Genomic DNA, 19,617 nt, shown 5'->3' with positions numbered 1-19,617 from the left:
CTCTATAATAGTAACTATCTTATCTTCAGTATAAAGTAAACCAAATAATCTTACAATGATCTCGTTAAACCGTGTTTTTCAAAGGAACCGAAACGTTAGTGTTTCGGTTTTAATCAAGCGAGATAAATTCAACCAAAACATTCGTACCTTTGGCTAAATTTTCAACAGACGTAAATTCATCAGGATGATGGCTAACACCATCTTTGCATGGTATAAAAATTAACCCTGACGGCCATTTACTAGCCATATTCATCACATCATGCCCAGCCCCACTATTCATCAAATGCGCGTTAAGCTTGAGTTCATTGCACGTATGTACCAACTTTTCCTGTATTTCTGAATCAAGTAGCACGGAATCATTATCTACTAGAGTAGTAACTTCCATTTTAACACGATGGATTTTTTCTAATCTTGAGCAGTATACCTTGATTGTTTCGGCAAATTTCCGCTTTAACTCATCGTCAACACTGCGAATATCAATACCCAGTTCAACTTCCCCCGGAATAACATTCATAGCGTTTGGCTTTAAATTTACCGTACTAACCGTAGCAACAAGCGGACTTAATGCTGTTTGATTCACTTTCCTAGCTTCCTCACTAACAAAACTAACCAACGGCGCAACTGCTACAAACGCATCTCGTCGATTATGCATTGGTGTTGTGCCAGTGTGATTGGCCATACTGTGCGAACTAATTTTCAAGCGCACTGGACATGCTACACCATTTACCACTCCGACATCCGCCTTATTTTCCTCTATCTGTGTCCCCTGTTCAATATGAACTTCCAAGAAACAGGCCAATTTCCAAGCTGGTAGTTCAGCCTGTCCGATCGTATCCCAGTTTATTCCGAAATCTTCCATAGCCCTCTTCACTGTTACTCCATCACTATCTATAACCCCTGCCACTTCTTTTTTATCCAGCATGCCAGTGATTGCTTTACTCCCAAACGTTGAAACACCAAATCGTGCAGATTCTTCTGATACAAAACAGATGACTGCGATGTTTTTCGTTGGCGTAAATTGCCTTTCTTTTAATACTTTTATCGTCGCCAGTGCACATAATACGCCAGCCACGCCATCATAACCTCCACCATTATTGACTGTATCAAGATGTGATCCTATAGCAATTGTTGGGGCTTTCTTATCTATTTCCCAAACTGCCCATTGGTTTCCTGCCTGATCTTGGTGTACGACAAGTCCTAGTTCCTCGGCGATTATAATAAACTGGCGATGTGCATCCGCTTCTTCTTTAGAAAAACTTAATCGGCTAAAGCCATTCGAAATATTCATCGTTTCAGTAACATTGAGTGCCAGTAATTTTTCTTCTAACCATTTTGTCAAATCAGTCAATAAGATACACCCTCTATAAAAATTTTCCCATAAATTTTACAATCATCGTGTTCATTTGAATATGGTTTTCAATTTTTTCCGTTTGGTGACCCTCATCCTCAAAAATTTTAAGCTCAACTTGCTTGCCTTGTTCTTGTAAATCCGCCGTTAATTGTTGCGCTTCATTTACTGGAACACGCGTATCATTTCGACCGTGGAAAATTAATAATGGAGCTACAATTTTGTCGGTATGGTTTAAAGGAGCAATTTGCTCGAAAAACTCTTTATCATCTTCTAATGAACCATATTCGAACTCCCTTAGTTTCCTCCGCCATGAGCCGGTATTTTCCAAGAATGTCTTAAAGTGTGAAATTCCAACGATGTCCACCCCGGCTGCCCAAATATCTGGATAGTGTGTCAAAGCCGCCAGCACCATGAATCCACCATAACTACGCCCCATAATCCCAATTCTCTTTGGATCTGCTTTATTACTATCTACAAGCTCTTTAACAAGCCACTTTAAATCGGCAACTGAATCCATCCGCTTTCGTTTATCATCTAGTTCCATGTATTTCCTACCATATCCCATACTGCCACGAACATTTGGCGTCACCACCGCAAATCCATTAGCTGCTAAAAATTGGATGACCGGATTAAACTCAGCGCGAATTTGGCTCTCTGGCCCACCATGAACATAGACAACTACAGGCTGCGATTGCTGCTTATTCCCATAGTAAAAGTATGGTACTTCTAATCCATCAAAAGAAGTAAAACGATGTAATTCCGGCTCCATCCATGATTGTTGCACTTCTTTTGCTTCGCCAACATATGTCACACGTTCTACTTGTTTTTTCTGCAAGTTGGCCCTCCAAATATCACCTGGGAGCACAGCACTTTTTACCTCAACAATGAATTCCGCATCGTTTAGCCAGGAAGGAGATTGCAAAACACCTTTAGGGAATCCTTTGACATAATCATTTGTGTGATTGCTAAGATCATAGATACCAAGATGTGAGATGCCACCTTCATTTACGGTGTATGCAAGTTTGTTTTCATTAGGAGACAATTCGGCCTCCTCTATATCCCAATTTTCAACAGTTACTAACTCCAGTAAAGTAGATGGTTCCGCAAATGAAAATTCGAAAATTCCTAACGTATCTCGGCCCACATCGGAAAGGACAAATCCACCTTTCCCATCATTAGTTAACACTAATGACTGATACCTAGCAGATGTAGCCTTCTCATTGCCGAGCCTATAGTACTTCTTCGTTTCTACATCTAATACAAATAAAGATTGGTCAATGTTCGTCTCTGGCATGCTCAGGATTATATTCTTTCCATCCTTTGTCCAGCAAACCGGCGTACAATTCCCGTCAACCTCTAATACAACTTCCTTTGTTTTCGTTGCAAGATCCATTACATACACATCAAAAAAGCCTGGGTGACGGCGATTACTTGTGAAAGCTATTTTCGTCTCATCTGGTGACCATCCACCAAATTGATGAAAATGTTCCATGGAATGAACAAGTTTTTCAGCGTTGGAATCATGTTCATTCATTATATATAACTGTTGTTTTTCATTGCCCTTATGATCCATCCCCACAATCGTTTTCTTCCCTGATGGGGAGTGATTAACCGAAAGCACACGATCCGCTAAATCCGTATACTGTTTTAGTTGCGTTGTTACCCCATCCCATTTCCATACCTGTGGCGTCCCTGTCTTTTTCGATATAAACGTAAACGCATTTTGATTGGGGATAACATTTGGTTGATAAGCCTCATTAACATTTAAATATATAGACAAATTTCGATCTGTCATTAAAAAACTCCTTTATATAATAGTTAACTCAAATTTCGCAGACTGAAATAAATAGATGATCCCTGAGATAGTTGAATAAGCCCGCAATCCATTGTTGTAGTTGACATAAAATCTATAGACTGCGACGTAACTAAAAATCATGTTCAGTGACCTGCGTCGCTGTGGAAAAATCACTACGCTTTCCGCGGGCTTGCGCTGAGCCTCCTCAATCGCAAAAACCGCTCTCTGCGGGGTCTCAACGCTTCGCTTTCCCGCAGGAGTCTCCGTGTTTTTCCTTCGCTAAGGTTCAGCTCATAACTTCAGTGATTGGAGCTGTGGGTAGTCGACTCCTGCGGGAGGAAAGGCATAGGTGAGACCCCGGAGTGCGTAGCACGAGGAGGCTCACCAGCCACCCGCGGAAAGCGACTATCCACAGCGGAAATCACGGCGCTGTTACGTCGCAGTTTATATCAGTTACGACAAAGTAAATAGCAACAAGTTTTATGAAAAGACATATTTGTAATTCGTGTCAAGTACCATATTTCAAGTGCTATAAGTATTACAGTTTATTGAATTCATCATGATTATCTATGTGCGAAAGTTGAGTTAATAAGATTTCCAGGACTTAAAATATCCCCGACTTCAATAGTAACTCCATAAGTACCGTGGTAATCCGTGCCACCTGTCATCACAAGGTTATAGCTTTTGGCTAGCACTTCCACCTTTCGATGATCTTCAGCTTTATTGTCTGGATGGTTCCGTTCAATCCCTCCTAAACCCGCCTTTACAAGCTCTGGAACAAGGTCGTAGGAATCCAGCTGACCGGGATGTGCAACTACTGCCAGCCCTCCATCTGCTACAATCGCTTGTACTGCACTAACTGCGTCTAGATAGTCAATGTCACCAGATGCTACACCATCTCCTTTAAACAACTTTTTGTACAGTTGCTTATATTCCAGTGATGTATAGTGGGCCCCAGTCAAATGCTTCATAATATGCTGCTTATAAATCGTAGTACTCGGCTTGGCTGTTTCTATAATCGCTTGTACATCCAACACATAACCGGCTGCTTTAATCTGCTCGATTTGCCATAGCGAATGTGCCTGCCGTCGTTCCAGTAACGGCTGGCAAATCGACTTTATACGCAATGCCTCAGGTTGATAGTTATACCCGAGCACATGTACTTTGCGATTCCTTTTAAAATCATACGCTGAAACCTCTATACCGGGGATAGCCTCTATTCCATATTTTTCACTAAGTATGAGAATTTCAGGTAAAGCCTCTACCGTATCATGATCCACAAAGCTAATTTGCTCGAGACCATTGGAACTTGCCATTTTCATCACTTCCTCAACCGAATTGGATCCGTCAGAATAGTGACTATGGACATGGAGATCAGCCCTCATTAGCGACACCCGCTTGTGTTTGAGTAATTATTTGTCTCGTTTTCATATCGAAAACCTTGTCACATAGACCTTCCATAAATTCAATATCATGGAAAATGCCAACCAAAGTTGTTCCATTTGCTTTTAGTTTTTCAATGATTTCACGAACTTTTATTTTCGATTGCTGATCTAAACTTGCCGTTGGTTCATCCAGTAATAACAATCTGGGCTTTTTCACTGTTGCCATAGCGATATTTAACCGCAATTTTTCACCACCGGAAAATGTAGTTGGATAGGTATCCCACAATTTCGGATCGAGTTCGAAATGCGTTAATGCTTTTTCCGCTTCTCTTCTGGCAATCACTTCAGGCTCTCCCGCTTCTAATAAAGCCTTCTCAACAAGCTGTCTAGAAGTGGTTCTTGGCATAACGTTAAGAAATTGTGATACATAACCAATTTCATATTTCCGCAAATAAAGCATTTGTCTTTCAGTTGCTTTAGATAAATCGATGTTGTCAAAGCGTTCCGAATCATATAGAAGGCTTCCTGAATCTGGTAAATACGTGCGGTAAATACTCTTCAGGATGGTGGATTTTCCGCTGCCACTTTTACCCACAATGCCAATGAACTCTCCAGTTTCCAGAGAAAAGTCAATGTTCTCTACAGCTTGCATTGTTTTGCCTAAATGATGAATGGTAAATTGCTTGCCAAAATTCTTTATTTCCAGCATCGACATGTAATTTCCTCCTCCCCTTATTTAATGCGATAATTTGTAGTTGTTATTAAGGCACCATTGACCATCGTACTCGTCAGCATCGGATAGCCATCATCCATCCTTTCAATGATGAGAATATCAGCCTTTTTTCCAACTTTAATTGAGCCAAGTTCATCATCCATACGAACGGCTTTTGCTGGATTAAGTGTGACCATCATAAACATTTGGTGTAAATCATTCCCATGCTTTTCACTTAAATCAAATATCGCGTGAAGTAGGGCCGCAGGATAATAATCACTGCAAAGAATATCGGCACAGTTTTGATCAATAGCTTCAGTTGCTGATAAATTTCCGGAATGGGAGCCACCCAGCAACACATTTGGAGCTCCAACAATTGTCTGTAAGCCCATTTCTTTCGCTTTTTTTGCAATATCCAATGTAATGGGAAATTCACTAATTGTGGTTCCAAAGACTTTTACTAGCTCTAGTTTTTTACTATCATCATCATCGTGCGAAGCAACCGCAATGCCTTTGGATATAGCAATGTCTGCCACCTCTTTAATTTTTTCAATCGTCATCATTTCACTATTTTGGCGTTCAACAATGATGGTTTGCACATCCTCATCTGTCAAATCCCGATATCCCTGTAGTGTTTGACGATAAATTTCTAAGTTACGATATTGTCCTTGCCCCGGTGTGTGATCCATAAATGATAGTAAATGTACTTTGTTGTCTTCCATATTTTTAACTAGGCGTTCAACCTCGTCGATATTGTCAATTTCAAAACGAGCATGCAAACGGTGGCGAATAAGATGCAGTTCATTATGCGTAGCGTCAATAGCATCCACCATCCGTTGAACATTTTCTGGGTAACGCATCGGTTTATGTGTGAAAACATCTTCACGGTAAAAAGAAAGGGAATGGAACATCGTCGTGATCCCATGGCTGATTAATATCTTTTCAGCCTCTCTTAAACTAATGTTGAAATCCATCATACTTGTTGGCCTGGGGGATGCGATAGTCTCGATATAATCGGAATGAATATCAATAAATCCAGGAGAAATATACCCTCCCCTTGCATCAATCAGTTGTGCATTCGAATAAGTTACAACTTCTTCTTCAGGAATAATTGCTTGAATGACTTCACCCTCAACGACGACAGCATATCCATCTATAATTGCTTCTTCTGTAATTACTTGCCCATTATGAATAATGTACACAGTGGCCATTCCTCCTCTATTGTGATATATGGTGTGTATTCAAAAAGTTGCCGAATTAGAAACAAGAAGTTCAAGGCCGCGAAGTCTTGAGGACCGGACTTGCACAGGATGTGCTGACTTCTACGTTGCCCACAGGACGTGGGCGATTTTAGTAGAAGTTCCTCTGTGTTGTTGCTACATGAGGACCGGAAAGACAAGCAAAGCGAAGAAATTCGCAGTTTATCATTTGGTGACTTTTTGAACATCCTCTTATAATAATGAATAGACTAGTTGTTGCGTATACGAATGCTGTGGATCTTCAAGAATTTGATCTGTCAAACCTTCTTCAATAATGGAACCATTAAGCATGACAACAGTACGGTCTGCTAACATTCGTATAACTGCTAGGTCGTGAGAGACAACAATCATGCTGATGCCTAATTCTCTTTGAATTTTTTTAATTAAATCCAACACATTTGCCTGTACAGATAAATCAAGCCCTGTTGTTACTTCATCCAGAAACAGAATAGGTGGATTATTGGATAATGCCTTGGCAATTTGGACACGTTGCTGCATGCCACCTGAGAAATTCCGAGGTTCCTCTTTCATACGAAAGTGTGAAATGTGAACACTTTCTAATAAGGATTTACTTGTTGCCTCCATTTCCGATACATTGCGGTTACCGGCGGCAATTAATTTTTCTGCGATATTACCAACGGATGAGAAGTTCATTTTTAAACCATGGACAGGATTTTGATAGACCATGCCGTATTTATGGTTACGGATATAACGTTTTTTTTGGGAAGATAATTCAAACACATTCTGGCCATCCAACTCCGGGTCCTTGATATAAGCTTCTCCCGATGCCACATCTGCATCAAAGTACAAGCATTGCATCAACGTTGATTTTCCACTTCCACTTTCACCGACGATACCAAGAATTTCTCCTGAAAATAAATCAAATGAAATATCCCGACAAGCATATACAGTACCGCAATTAGGGCAGTAATTTTTCTCTAATTTTCTAGATTCTGCTTGTTTACAATGTTGGCAGCCTTGGCCAAATTGCTTGTGTAAATTGCGAACACGTAATATCGATTCCTCATGCATGAGTACTCTCCACCTCAGCTTTCCAATTCACATTCAGACGCTCCGTGCAGTAGCTTGTGTCATTGCATTGATAAATCGTTTCTCCCGTATCCGGGTCAATTAATTCATCCATAAAGACATCCGTTTCACCACATAAGTGACAGGACTGTCCTTCAAAAGATTCAACTGTAAACGGATAGTCTTCAAAGGCAAGTGATTCAACGTCCGTATAGGGTGGTACAGCATATATTTTCTTTTCTCTCCCTGCACCGAGTAAAATTAATGCTTCCGATTGATGCATCTTTGGATTATCAAACCTTGGAATTGGACTCGGTGCCATTACATAACGATTATTAACATATACAGGATGGTCTGCGTCTGTAGCTGTCTTCCCGTATTTCATAATTTGTTCGAATAACATTAGCCAGGCTCCGCTATACTCATCTTCAGAATGGAGTCTTTTCGTGATGTATTCACTGGCTTCTACGTCACGAAGCGGTTCTGGCATTGGAACCTGCAGGACAAGAATTTGATCGTTTGTTAAAGGTACTTCTGGAATACGGTGCCTTGACTGAATTAAGGAGGCATCCTGGGTCCGCTCAGATAGCTCGACACCTGTCGTTTCGTTTACTAACTTCTTGATGCTAACCGCATTGACAGACTCATCTGCCCCCTGGTCAATGACTTTCAGCACATCCTGTTTGCCAATAATAGACAAGGTGATTTGCAGGCCGCCTGTTCCCCAGCCGCGAGCAATCGGCATTTCTCTTGATGCAAACGGCACCTGATAGCCTGGAATAGCGACAGCTTTTAAAATGGCACGACGGATTTCTTTTTTGGATCCTTCATCAAAAAATGCAAAGTGCGTTTTAGTTTTCAACTTTCTGCACTCCTTTCTTTATCTGACGAATACTGTCAAGCTTTGATTGGAACGTAACATAATGCGGTAATTTCAAATGTGAAATAAAACCTGTCGATTCAACTGAGTCAATGTGTAATAAAACAAATTCTTCATCATGTGTTGGAAAATCCGACTCTGGATGTTCCAAACATTGATCTAATATACTCATGGCAATTGCCTTCGTTTCATTTTGTCCGTAACAAATTCCGTAACCTATTTCAAATTCCATCTCATCATCATTTTTTTCATTTTTTACCGTCACTGGAACAAACGATTCTACTTCCGTCACTTTAATGTCCCCAATATAAAAATTGTCTTCAGCATCCTGTTCCATTTCGTTTGGATGTTCTACATGGATAGGCAATGAACCAACACGCACTTCACCGACAGTTGGATGGACCTGTCCGTATCCTCGCAGAGAGGCATAACCTAAAGATGTGACAGCACCTGTCTGGCCGCGAGTTAATACTTGTAATCTTGCGCTTCGAGGTGCAGGGAATTGTATACTTTCTTTTGTAATATCCATTGGAGGGGTGTTATCCGCTTCGTATTCTTCAAAAAGTCCTTCCTCGCGTAAATAATCGACTACTTTAGGAAAGTACTGCACATCATCGGATACAACAATGCTTTGTAACTCTTTTTTATAATCCTGTAACCATTGTTCATTCTCTTCAGCGTTTTCTTCTGTTAAATTAAAATCCAATAATCGATGTGTGTAATCATATGTAGGACCTAAAAGCTGCCCTCCTGGAATATCTTTAAAACTTGCAGAAATTCGGCGTTCCACTAGCATAGATTCAGATTTGACCGGCAGACTGTAATAGAGACGAGGTAATGTGGAACGATGTGCACGCATTAAGAAAACCGCTTCTTCCATACTCCCCTCAGCTTGCTTAATGGACAGTGCTGCTAAGAATGGTGAATACAAGCTGCTTTCAGACATCACCTGATCCACCATTGCTTTCATTGTAGACTTAATCGTGTTGATTTCGATGATCTCCTCATTCTTTAAACGCTCGTACTTCAACCGTTTAATCGAAGCTTCAATAGCTAATGTGCCGCCCTTCACCGCAACATAACCCATTAGTTCACCCCCGTCAGTTCTACTGAAGTTGTTCTGGGCACACAGACGATTTGTGACTTTTCATCAGTAAAAATTAAATCAATACCCAATGGATATTCCCTTTTACGTTCATTTCTCGTTTGCCACATTAATGGTGTGAAACTAACATGGAGCTGTGCTGTATGTTTAATGCCTGCACCGGTTAAGATTAGATCACCGTTATTTGATAGAGGTGAACTCTCTATTATCCAGGTCGCCGAAGCTTGAGGATCAATTAAGTTGCCATTTTTACATTGTTCGATCGCACGCATGATTGAATATTCGTCATCGTCACGTAAAACAATGATGTAGTCAGCCTCGTTAATCGGGGCAAACTTTGCCAGTGTATATTCTGAAATTTTTCCAATTAAATTTTGATTATTTTTTGAAAGAATATGAAATGTTACTTCTGCATCCAGAAGCGTCATTGTAGTAAGTAAGGTCGCATCGTAACATGGAAGATTGTAATTTGCATGTGCAGTCAATTCCTGAATAGATGAAATCGTGCCTGGTCTAGACATACTATGCAAAAGTTTTCGATAAACCTGCTGCAAATCATGGACTTGATCAATTGCCATACTATCTCTCCTAACCTGTAAATTTGTCTGAACTATGCATCCATCGTTTCAAAATTAACCTTCGTTTTAAATAGCTCTGCCTGTACTCGGGCTTTTTCTTTTTTAATACGCTGCTCGGCTTCGATTAATTGCGTGCCCCATTCTTCTGTATCAGGCAGGTTAGCTTTATATGCCGCATCAATAATTGCTAGATATTTAGCAAGCTCACCTTGCATCCCTGCAACAATACCGATGCCAATACATTGATTAATCTCCACTTTTGCTTCTGTAACAAGGACTTCTCCAATATAGAATAATGAGTTCTTTGCGGATTCCCGCATCTTAATCATGGTTAACCCGTACCTGGGGGCAACAATTTCCTGACATTTATAGTTATGAATAATCGTTTCCGCAAACTTTTGAGCCAACCTGAAATCTCCTTGAATGAGAATTTCTGTTCTTCTACGTCTTTTCATTATGAGATACAGCCTCCTTTACAAATTAATCTTAACTTGTCGCCAAGTTGCTGTGTTTTAAGATATCGTAAAGTATTTGTAAAATGCCTTAATATTAGAGAAGTTTAAAAAACAGGTTCGGAACCCCTTTGGGTTCCAAACCTGTTTTAGTTAATCCATCGTAATGTCATATTTAAACTTATCACTTCGATATAATATTTTTGTATGTTCCAGCACGTTATTCGAATTCACATCGATACAATCACTTTCGACAATGATGAGCGGTACCATACTACCGCAAGATAGAATTTGCTGCTCGTAGGAAGTTGGAAAGGTGACACTTAATAAACTCTTATTACTAGTAAATTCTTTATAACCAAGCTGTCTATAGTAGGCAAACATAGATTCAATTTTCGTACCGTCTTTTACAATCCCAGGAAATCTCGTTCCACTGACAAATGAATTATGTATGGCAATTGGCTCATCATTAATAAAGCGCATTCTTCCGATTTTATATACACTGTCATCTTCGTCTGCTTTTAATAATTGATAAATTTTAGCGTCATAGCTGACTTTTTCACAGTAAATATTACGTGTTTTCAAATCATAACCAAGCCGTTTCATTTTATCAGTAAAACTGGTTTCCCCCGTTAAATGTAATTGAATTTGAATAGATTCTTCTCTTAAGTAACGTCCTTTCCCCTGTTTTGAATAAATGTAGCCTCGTTCTTCTAATATTGTTAGTGCATTCCTTACTGTCATTCGTGGTACCCGGTACTTCTCTACAAGCACACTTTCAGAAGGAAGTTTCCCCCCGGATTTTAACGTTTTTGTAACAATATTGTGCATGATGTCATCAATAATTTGGGTTTCTTTATCTGTTGAAATAAGAACCATCTCACTTCCTGAGTTCAAGGCTTTTGGTGTTGTTCTTAGCTGATCCACCTTTTACTTTATCAATTATAGCTTAATAATTGAAGCTCTTTAATCAAAAAAAAAGCCTCCAATAAGGTAGCTACCTTATTGGAGGCTTCTCGGACAAGTCATAATAAAAACGGTTCACCCTTCTATTTCGTAAAATACCATTTCCAAAGCGAGAAACCTATAATTACTAGAAATGTGATAAATCCATACAGCCATATGGAAAGCATCGGATTAACAAAAATTGCAACTCACCCTTTCCTTAATTTGCCTTTAAGCGCTTTTCTTCAGCTTTTTCCATTTTAGCGGCTTGCGGTTCCTTCAAAATACGAGCTAGGATAATAATCGTAGCGATACCAACAAAGGTTGCAACTGCTCCAGCTGTCATTGTACTTGATATTATACCTCCAAAGTACATAACAAGATAAGAGAGCAAACCAACAACCATCGACAGTTCGGCTGCTCTTGCAGGAGCTTTTTTCTTTCCATAGACAGCATACAGAATTGGTCCCATTGTTCCTGCAGCTACACCAGAAATCCCAATCCACATGACTGCTCCCATATAAACAGGTGGCTCTAGCACAATCAGAAATGCAGCCAAACCAATCAAAGGAACTGTCATACGACTGATTTGAAGCGCAATCTTCTGTGCCTTCTGATCACTAATATTGATAATTCCTCTTTTGACTAGAACTTTCAGAAAAATATCATTGGCAAATACGGTCGAAATAGAAACGAATAAACCATCTGTTGTTGACATAGCAGCAGCAAGAATAACAACTCCCAAAATTGCTACGATAATGGCTGGAAAAGCCCAAACTGCATATTCCATTAGTGCCAGGTCAGCGGCCACAACATTATCGCCAAGTGCTGCCCTGCTGTATAATCCCCCGAAGAGAACAAAAAGAGAGAATGTAGCAGCGACAACATAGGTCAGAATCATTTTCCCGAGATCCTTTTCATTTTTTAATCCAAGGACTTTGTTGAACAGGTGGGGGGCCGAGGCAAACGACCACTGGATAACAATTGCACCTAATACGACACCGATAGAATAAAAGTGGGTGGAGTCTGGATTAAATACCTCTACTAAATTACCATCCTGGGCACCCAATTTCTGGGTAATGCCGGTAAATGTTGCGGTAATGCTTCCCTCCCAGAAGATGACGATTCCAGAAACAAACACAAATGTACCAGCGATAGCCATCAAGACAGCTTGGACAGCATCCGTGTAAATATCGGCAATTGCCCCACCTGCAAAGACATAGAGTACGACAATTGCTGCAATAAATATCAACCCATTTGTATAAGACATACCAAGCAAGTATTGAAAAATACGTGCGCCTGCAACAAATTGTGCCGCAATATAAAAAATATTAAAGAGTAAAATTAAGCCTGTTCCAACCCGCAAAATGTCACTTTTATAAAAGTCACCCAACCAGTCTGGCAATGAAAGGGATTTTTGCCCCGTATTCAATTTCCTTACTCTTTTGGCTACCATTAACACCCCGATCGGTCCTCCGCCAATGATTGCTAAAAACAGCCAAAGGTTTGAAAGTCCCCAGTCATGTGACCAACCCGGATAGCCGAGAAATGTAGCGGCACTTAAATAGGTTGCAGCAAAGGACAGTCCGAGTACATATGGCCCCAAACTTGCACCGCCAATGGCAAAGTCGCTTACATTTTTCGTTTTTTTGGCGCTCACATAACCTAGGACGAACATAACAACCAGAAATATAGCAAAACCTATCCATGTATATAGTGTTACAGTACTCATTTTTGTCCCCTTTCCCTTTTATGCTATTCATTTCATTTATTAGAGGCTAACAGGAAATGAATCTCCCAATCATTATTAAGTCTGAACGATGCCTAGTCTTTTTGCAGGATGATTATCCGGCAAGTGGACATGCCCTTTTCCAAACATGTTCTCCCTTAATGTCTTTCCTTCATATTCCTTCCGATAAATCCCACGTTTTTGCAGTTCAGGCACGACATAATCAACAAACTCTCGAAATGTTCCTGGCGAATACGTCTGGGCAATATTGAAGCCATCCGCATCGCCCTCTTTCGCCCATTCTTCAATCTTATTCGCAATTTGTTCCGGTGTGCCGATAAACTTTACGGTTCCGTTACCAAGACCATGATTTTTAATGGCCTCTCGCAATGTCCATTTTTTATTCGGATCTTTTGCATACATATCCAGATTCCCCTGAACGGCTTCAGTCTCCATATCTTCGATGTATTGATCCGGATCGTATTTGGAAAAATCAATACCCGTATGGCCGGATAAGAGTGATGCCGTTCCTTCATAGCTAACATGATTGGTCAAATCCTCATAGTTGGCATATGCTTCTTCCTCAGTTGATCCGATAATCGGCAGAATCATTGGGAAGATACGCACATCAGTCGGATTTCTGCCCTGCAGTTTCGTCCGTTTGCGAATATCCGCAGTATACTGCTTTAATGCATCAAGCGAGTGGTTTTTTGTAAAAACAGCTTCGGCATGTTTGGCCGCGAAATCTCTTCCTTTTGGAGAAGCCCCTGCTTGAAACAGAACCGGTGTACGCTGAGGTGATGGTTCAACCAAATGAGGACCAGGTACATTGAAAAACTTGCCTACATGATTGATCAAATGAACCTTATCGGGATTAGCAAATGTATCACTTTCTTTGTCGTTAACAACGGCACCATTTTCCCAGCTGTGCTCCCATAACTTATAGACGACTTCCAGAAATTCATCTGCACGGTCATATCTGAGTTCCTTTGGTAGCCGTTCAGAAAGCCCCAAATTAACCGCTTCACTTTCCAGATACGATGTCACCACATTCCAAGCAACTCTTCCTCCCGTTAAATGATCAAGCGTCGACAGCTGACGTGCCAACGCATAGGGCTGTGCATATGTAGCGGATATTGTCGGCGCAAAACCCAAGTTTTCAGTCACTGCTGCCATGGCTGAAATCGGGATCAACGGGTCATGCGCTGGAAGCTGTACAGCATTCCTTGCAGCAGCATGATGGTTGTTTTCATAAACGCTGTACGTACCAAGTACATCTGCGATAAATAACGCGTCGAATTTTCCACGTTCCAGAGTTTGTGCCGCTTCTACCCAATAAGATAAACTGTTATGATTTCTACCTTGGTCCTTTTCATGTTTCCACAATCCCGTTGAATGCGGGGAAGGCGAATTTTGGATAAATCCATTTAAATGAATCTGTTTTGCCATACATCAAAACTCCTTATTTAGTATTTTTGAATGATTGGTCCATACCACACACTATGAACATTTGCAGATCCTGCTGTTTCGATCCACCCCCTAAATTAAAGGTAACTTTTCCTATGCACTTACTTGGTTTAAAAAAGAAATTTGATTACACCATTTAGTCGTGGGAATCAAAAAAACCTCTTCCGATGAGGAAGAGGTTATATTTTCATTACACACCATCTCATCTTTCAAGCAAATGCTTGCTGGAATTAGCACCTTGTTACAAATAACGGTTGCTGCGGGATCACAGGACCAGACTCCTCCCCCGACTCTTGATAAGGAATATTCTATTCAGTTATAAAAGATTGTACATATCATATCGAATACAGAAAAAACTGTCAAGTAAGAATTTTATATTTATAAAAATAATTTGCAAACTAAATACTTTCTTCCTGACCAGCAGACATATTTCAGAACCCCGTGGATTCAGATGTGCGGATAATCCAGTGATATATTTAGTACCGGATACATATAAGGGTGTCGGAGAGGGAACAATACCCTTGCGGCTGTTCCTCCGCTTTTAGTGAACTTGTTGGAACGATTAGTATTATATTTCCACGAGACAATTCGAGTAATAAAGCCATTTTCAAAAACATGCTCTTATTAACAAATTCGAAAAGCTCAAGGCGCTGGAGCTAGACAGATTGTCGTTTATACTTTCTTTATTCTGAACAAAGGGGGGATTTAAATGGCTAAAGATGTGCTTTGCGAGGTAAACAACTGCACATATTGGGGCGAAGGCAATGTTTGTAACGCTGATCGGATATACGTGGTTACGCACAAACGAGCAAAGGCCAGGACAACAGAGGAAACTGATTGTAAAACGTTTGAAGCTAAAAGCTAAGTGATAATCACCTTTAAAGCACTTCGTAGGGTAAGGCAATGATTCGAAAATATTTGGTCATTTATGCCGAAAGAGGGTTAGAAATGGCCAAAAGCATGAATTGTTGCCCCCTCTTTATCAATTGGTTTCAATCCCATAATTTTTGTATATAATAAACCTAGAGTACGTTGCATAAACTAAAAAGAGACCGCTGGTGCTGATACACCAACGATCAGCTATAATAGCCCTTTAAAGGGGCACTGAAAAATAACCACCTGCTTGCTTGTGAGGCTAGGTGGTTATTTTTTATGGTCTGACAATACTGCAACCATTAATGTTCCAAATGAAATCATCAGAACAAGCGTTTCAAATACTGTCATCCGGGATCACCCCCTTTCTTAGGGTATCATCTCCGCTTTTTTACACCGTCCATAATGTTATTGATACATTTTAATTAGGTTTATTATATTTAATGATATGGGTGGGAACGCTTGTCTTATTACATTTATTTTAAAAAAATGTTTAGAAAACTTGGCTTATCGCCGACCCTTAATGGTGAAAGCCTTCGTTGCGCTTATGCAGTAAGAAAGAATTTATACTTTTTTAACTGCAAAAAAAAGAAGACAAAGTTTCTAACCTTCATCTTCTTCCAGGTAAATACATTTATGTAATGGTGGGCAGCCAAGCACAATCCAGATTTTAATGAATAACTCTAATCGTGGTTGGGAAGCATTGTTAAATATCTTACTTATATTTGGCGGCAGCATGTTCAATTGATCAGCAACATCTTTTATATAAATATTTTTATCTTTAGCAATTTCTTTAAAGCGATTCTTAATAACAGGTTGAGCATTATTTTCCATGAATGGGTTAACTAACTCAAAATGTTTTATTTGTTCTATTTTATCCACAATACAACCAATGACAAATTCCTCAATTTTATAGTTATCACGTCTATTTTTATCCCTATGTCGATTAATCAAATTTTCCAGATCAGTGATTTCTTTTATTTGATCATATGTCTCCTCGCTTAGTTCAATCGTTATCTTTTTCATGTATAAATTACCTCACTTTTGGAAATGGTTATAGTTGAAAGGATGATAAAATTGATTAATCATAATGACAAAGAAGATGTTATAGACATTATTCATGATACATTCGACAAAGGCGGAACGGGTAAATAAAATATAAGAAGTAGTTTTTCTGGACAAGCATTGTGAAAGGCTACTCTTATTACATATTCTATTTTCCTGTTAAAAATTCCTTTGTTTGAATTTTTAGTTGGTAGAGGGAACACGCAATTACTTTTTGATGTTTCCTTCTTCTAACGCACAGGACATTTCAAAAGGCCTTCACCGAATTAATCATCTGGTTAAGGCCTTTTTGAAATCATTTAAATTTTTTTTACTTAAACGTGAGAATTTCGACTGATAACGGGTTCTACCAGTTACATCTTTTCAAATAAGTCATATCCTAAGAGGAAATCTAAACGGTCTACTCCTCCTAGTTATTTAACATGACTGATATCCGTTTCTGGCATCTCTTCAGGTAAACCATGTTTTTTCTCGGACTCTGCGACACAGACAGCACATGCAGCATCACCTGTAATATTGATTGCTGTACGTGTCATGTCCAATAAACGGTCGATCCCGATAATGAGTGCAATCCCTTCAACTGGGAGGGATACTTGGTTAAGAACCATCGCAAGCATAATAAGTCCTACACCTGGAACACCTGCCGTACCAATACTAGCTAATACAGCCGTAACGACAACCATGATTAGTTGTGTGAACGATAAATCAGTGCCATATACTTGGGCAATGAAAATCGTTGCTACACCTTGCATAATAGCTGTTCCATCCATATTAATGGTGGCGCCTAATGGCTGGACAAAACCACTGATCGATTTAGGTACTCCCAAATTTTCCTGGGCTACCTTCATGGAAACCGGCAGTGTTGAACTACTACTCGATGTACTAAATCCGACCGTTGCTGCAGGGAAGAAGCCTTTAAAGAAGCGGAGTGGATTCATCTTACCGAATATGAAAACAGCGCTTCCATAGACGACAATAGCGTGTATAAATAATGCGAGTAAGACGACAAGCATGTAGGCAGCCATCGCCTTTGCACCGTCAAGTCCCATTTGGCCGATTGCAGAAGCTAATAATCCAAACGCACCATATGGAGCGAAGCGCATAATTAAATTAACAAGGAACATCATAATTTCATTTCCTTGTTCAATTACCCTCGTTACGGCCTCTACCTTTTTACCAAGCATCGTCAATGCAAATCCGATAAAAATAGAAAATGCAATAATTTGCAGCATATTCCCTTCAGCCATTGACTGGAGAGGGTTCGTAGGAATGATATTTGTAAATGTTTCAACTACTGTAGGAGCTTCCTGACTTTTATATTCTGCCCCAGATGGATCAATCCCTGTGTTTCCAGGCTCAAAAAGATAAGCAAAACCGATTGCTATTATAAGAGCGATGGTTGTAGTTGCTAAGAAAAAGGCAACCGTTTTCGTACCTATACGCCCTAATTTTTTCGGATCACCCAATGCAGCTACGCCTAAAGTAATAGAGAAAAACACGATAGGAACAACTAGCATTTTAATTAAATTCAGAAAGATTGTTCCAAGCGGTCCAAAAAAGTAGGCATCCAACGTGTCAAATAAGTCCGGAGCTAAGAAATGTAAAGCTAAACCGACGACAGCTCCGAGGCCGAGTCCAATCAAAATCTTTGCTGTTAGTTTCATACCTCTACCTCCTGATAGTATATTTTGAGGGCTCTAGCCCAATATGTGTCATAGAGTTAAGTTGAATATTTTAATACAGCCAACCACCAAGACAAAAGCCCAGTTAGTCTTTTCTTGTATAACTGGAAAATATGTATTTAAAAGCTCTTTGACCAGTGATATCCCCATGTAATTTTATAGTAATTTACGTTTGAACTCAAGAATAGCTTCAAAAAATGATAAAAAATTTGATACTTAAACTTATATAATTCCTTTTTTAGTAGAAGATAGATGCCCATTGAAGTATACCAGGGTTGAAATTTATAACTGAACCATATGAAAAAAGATGCACCTCAGAAAGTCAAAGACCATCTGAAGAGCATCTCAGAACAAAACATATAAAAATGTGATGTTTTGGTGATATCTACCTTACTGTTTCTCTTATTTTCAAACATCTTCATCAATTGGACAGCCTTCGTACCGCATAGGTGTTATTCTGAAAAGGCTGTTGTGACGGTGCTCCGTTGATATCTTTGAGGATTGTAGTTGATTATCACCAGAAACAAGGAAGCTTATAAGATTTTTTTAACTACCTACTCAATTCATTCATAAATGTCGTTGAAAATAAGCGAACGTTCATAAACATTTTTTAGTTATTTACGAACGTAAAGAGATATTTTATCAAAGGAAAAACTAAATCGTCCGCAAAAGTGTACTTTTACGGTCGGCAAAACTATAGGATAACAGCGCATAAACATAAACGTTAAGGAGGAATAAAAAGGAAAAATTACATAAATATAGTCATGGGAAGTTGCAGTTTGTAAACAGTAGTACAGTTTTTATCAGTGAATTAAAGGAGCCAAGTATATTGACACGTTCTAAAAGTGCTCAATATACTTGGCTCTTTGCAAGAAGCTCTATTTATTAATAACTATTGATAGTCTGTAGTTCACATGCTCATTTAACTCAACCAGAAATTCATCCAGTTTTTCGTTGGATGGAAATTTACATTCGAGAAGATAGCAGCTATCCCCGCTAATCTTATAGTTGTTGATGACGTATGGTTCCTGTGTTTTCAGGAAAGACAGATAGGGCTGGTGATAGGTGCTTTTGGTATAGATGCTGATCATGGCGTGAACAAAATACCCCATCTTTACTTGGTTGACATTTATGGTATAATCCTCAATTACTCCATTATCTTCTAATTTCGCAACTCTAGCCGAAGTGGCTGGTCCAGTCAGATGGACTTTTTCACCCAATTCTTTCATCGTGATCCGACTGTTCTGGGAAAGTTCATCTAAGATAAGCATATCTGTTTTATCTAACATTATTTAACTCCTTTGATTAAT

The 19,617-nt window shown here is 39.5% G+C and carries 18 protein-coding genes and 1 riboswitch; of the genes, 1 reads left to right on the top strand and 17 read right to left on the bottom strand.

Going from position 1 to position 19,617, the window contains the following annotated elements; translation table 11 throughout:
- Positions 1–109: 109 nt before the first annotated feature.
- The 13 genes from AC3G7N_RS12765 to AC3G7N_RS12705 form a co-directional block, all read right to left on the bottom strand.
- Positions 110–1,348, bottom strand: a complete 1,239-nt coding sequence (locus AC3G7N_RS12765) for a M20 family metallo-hydrolase (RefSeq protein WP_489422544.1) — start codon at positions 1,346–1,348, stop codon at positions 110–112.
- A 13-nt stretch (positions 1,349–1,361) separates the two neighbouring features.
- Positions 1,362–3,146 (bottom strand): S9 family peptidase, encoded by a 1,785-nt coding sequence (locus AC3G7N_RS12760; RefSeq protein WP_489422543.1) that lies wholly within the window; start codon positions 3,144–3,146, stop codon positions 1,362–1,364.
- A 563-nt stretch (positions 3,147–3,709) separates the two neighbouring features.
- Positions 3,710–4,531 (bottom strand): PHP domain-containing protein, encoded by an 822-nt coding sequence (locus AC3G7N_RS12755; RefSeq protein WP_489422542.1) that lies wholly within the window; start codon positions 4,529–4,531, stop codon positions 3,710–3,712.
- On the bottom strand, positions 4,521–5,246 hold the full coding sequence (gene phnL, locus AC3G7N_RS12750) for a phosphonate C-P lyase system protein PhnL (RefSeq protein ID WP_489422541.1): 726 nt from the start codon (positions 5,244–5,246) through the stop codon (positions 4,521–4,523). Before phnL ends, AC3G7N_RS12755 begins: the two co-directional genes overlap by 11 nt.
- Before the next feature lie 17 nt (positions 5,247–5,263).
- Positions 5,264–6,445 (bottom strand): phosphonate metabolism protein PhnM, encoded by a 1,182-nt coding sequence (phnM, locus tag AC3G7N_RS12745; protein ID WP_489422601.1) that lies wholly within the window; start codon positions 6,443–6,445, stop codon positions 5,264–5,266.
- A 249-nt stretch (positions 6,446–6,694) separates the two neighbouring features.
- Entirely contained in the window at positions 6,695–7,534 is an 840-nt protein-coding gene (locus AC3G7N_RS12740) for an ATP-binding cassette domain-containing protein (protein ID WP_489422540.1), read from the bottom strand.
- On the bottom strand, positions 7,527–8,393 hold the full coding sequence (locus tag AC3G7N_RS12735) for an alpha-D-ribose 1-methylphosphonate 5-phosphate C-P-lyase PhnJ (protein WP_489422539.1): 867 nt from the start codon (positions 8,391–8,393) through the stop codon (positions 7,527–7,529). The genes AC3G7N_RS12740 and AC3G7N_RS12735 overlap by 8 nt, the downstream gene beginning before the upstream one ends.
- Complete coding sequence (locus AC3G7N_RS12730) at positions 8,383–9,498, bottom strand: carbon-phosphorus lyase complex subunit PhnI (protein WP_489422538.1); 1,116 nt, start codon at positions 9,496–9,498, stop codon at positions 8,383–8,385. The genes AC3G7N_RS12735 and AC3G7N_RS12730 overlap by 11 nt, the downstream gene beginning before the upstream one ends.
- Complete coding sequence (phnH, locus tag AC3G7N_RS12725) at positions 9,498–10,094, bottom strand: phosphonate C-P lyase system protein PhnH (RefSeq protein WP_489422537.1); 597 nt, start codon at positions 10,092–10,094, stop codon at positions 9,498–9,500. The genes AC3G7N_RS12730 and phnH overlap by 1 nt, the downstream gene beginning before the upstream one ends.
- A gap of 32 nt (positions 10,095–10,126) precedes the next feature.
- Positions 10,127–10,549, bottom strand: a complete 423-nt coding sequence (gene phnG / locus AC3G7N_RS12720) for a phosphonate C-P lyase system protein PhnG (RefSeq protein WP_489422536.1) — start codon at positions 10,547–10,549, stop codon at positions 10,127–10,129.
- 150 nt (positions 10,550–10,699) lie between these two features.
- Positions 10,700–11,473: a GntR family transcriptional regulator gene (locus AC3G7N_RS12715; RefSeq protein WP_489422535.1), complete on the bottom strand. Its 774-nt coding sequence runs from the start codon at positions 11,471–11,473 to the stop codon at positions 10,700–10,702.
- Between the two features lie 238 nt (positions 11,474–11,711).
- Positions 11,712–13,223 carry a sodium:solute symporter family protein gene (locus AC3G7N_RS12710; protein ID WP_489422534.1) on the bottom strand — a complete coding sequence of 504 codons (1,512 nt, stop codon included), beginning with the start codon at positions 13,221–13,223 and terminating at the stop codon, positions 11,712–11,714.
- A gap of 75 nt (positions 13,224–13,298) precedes the next feature.
- Positions 13,299–14,669, bottom strand: coding sequence for an LLM class flavin-dependent oxidoreductase (locus AC3G7N_RS12705; protein ID WP_489422533.1), 1,371 nt, complete (start codon positions 14,667–14,669; stop codon positions 13,299–13,301).
- Between the two features lie 217 nt (positions 14,670–14,886).
- A riboswitch (SAM riboswitch) is annotated at positions 14,887–14,990 on the bottom strand.
- 406 nt (positions 14,991–15,396) lie between these two features.
- On the opposite strand from AC3G7N_RS12705, the gene AC3G7N_RS12700 reads away from it, so the two are divergent.
- A complete protein-coding gene (locus AC3G7N_RS12700) occupies positions 15,397–15,552 on the top strand; it encodes a DUF1540 domain-containing protein (protein ID WP_489422532.1) in 156 nt (51 codons plus the stop codon).
- A 278-nt stretch (positions 15,553–15,830) separates the two neighbouring features.
- On the opposite strand, the gene AC3G7N_RS12695 is transcribed toward AC3G7N_RS12700, so the two are convergent.
- The 4 genes from AC3G7N_RS12695 to AC3G7N_RS12680 all read right to left on the bottom strand — a co-directional run bounded on the left by AC3G7N_RS12695 (position 15,831) and on the right by AC3G7N_RS12680 (position 19,596).
- Complete coding sequence (locus AC3G7N_RS12695) at positions 15,831–15,911, bottom strand: putative holin-like toxin (protein WP_227001955.1); 81 nt, start codon at positions 15,909–15,911, stop codon at positions 15,831–15,833.
- Positions 15,912–16,163: 252 nt separating this feature from the next.
- Positions 16,164–16,586, bottom strand: coding sequence for a helix-turn-helix domain-containing protein (locus tag AC3G7N_RS12690; protein ID WP_489422531.1), 423 nt, complete (start codon positions 16,584–16,586; stop codon positions 16,164–16,166).
- A 452-nt stretch (positions 16,587–17,038) separates the two neighbouring features.
- Positions 17,039–18,289: a dicarboxylate/amino acid:cation symporter gene (locus tag AC3G7N_RS12685; RefSeq protein WP_489422530.1), complete on the bottom strand. Its 1,251-nt coding sequence runs from the start codon at positions 18,287–18,289 to the stop codon at positions 17,039–17,041.
- A gap of 896 nt (positions 18,290–19,185) precedes the next feature.
- Positions 19,186–19,596: an Lrp/AsnC family transcriptional regulator gene (locus AC3G7N_RS12680; protein ID WP_489422529.1), complete on the bottom strand. Its 411-nt coding sequence runs from the start codon at positions 19,594–19,596 to the stop codon at positions 19,186–19,188.
- Between the last annotated feature and the right edge of the window lie 21 nt (positions 19,597–19,617).

Source organism: Virgibacillus carmonensis, from assembly GCF_057836705.1.
Note: the sequence above shows the minus strand (reverse complement) of the source record. Positions and strands in the feature narration are given on the sequence as shown.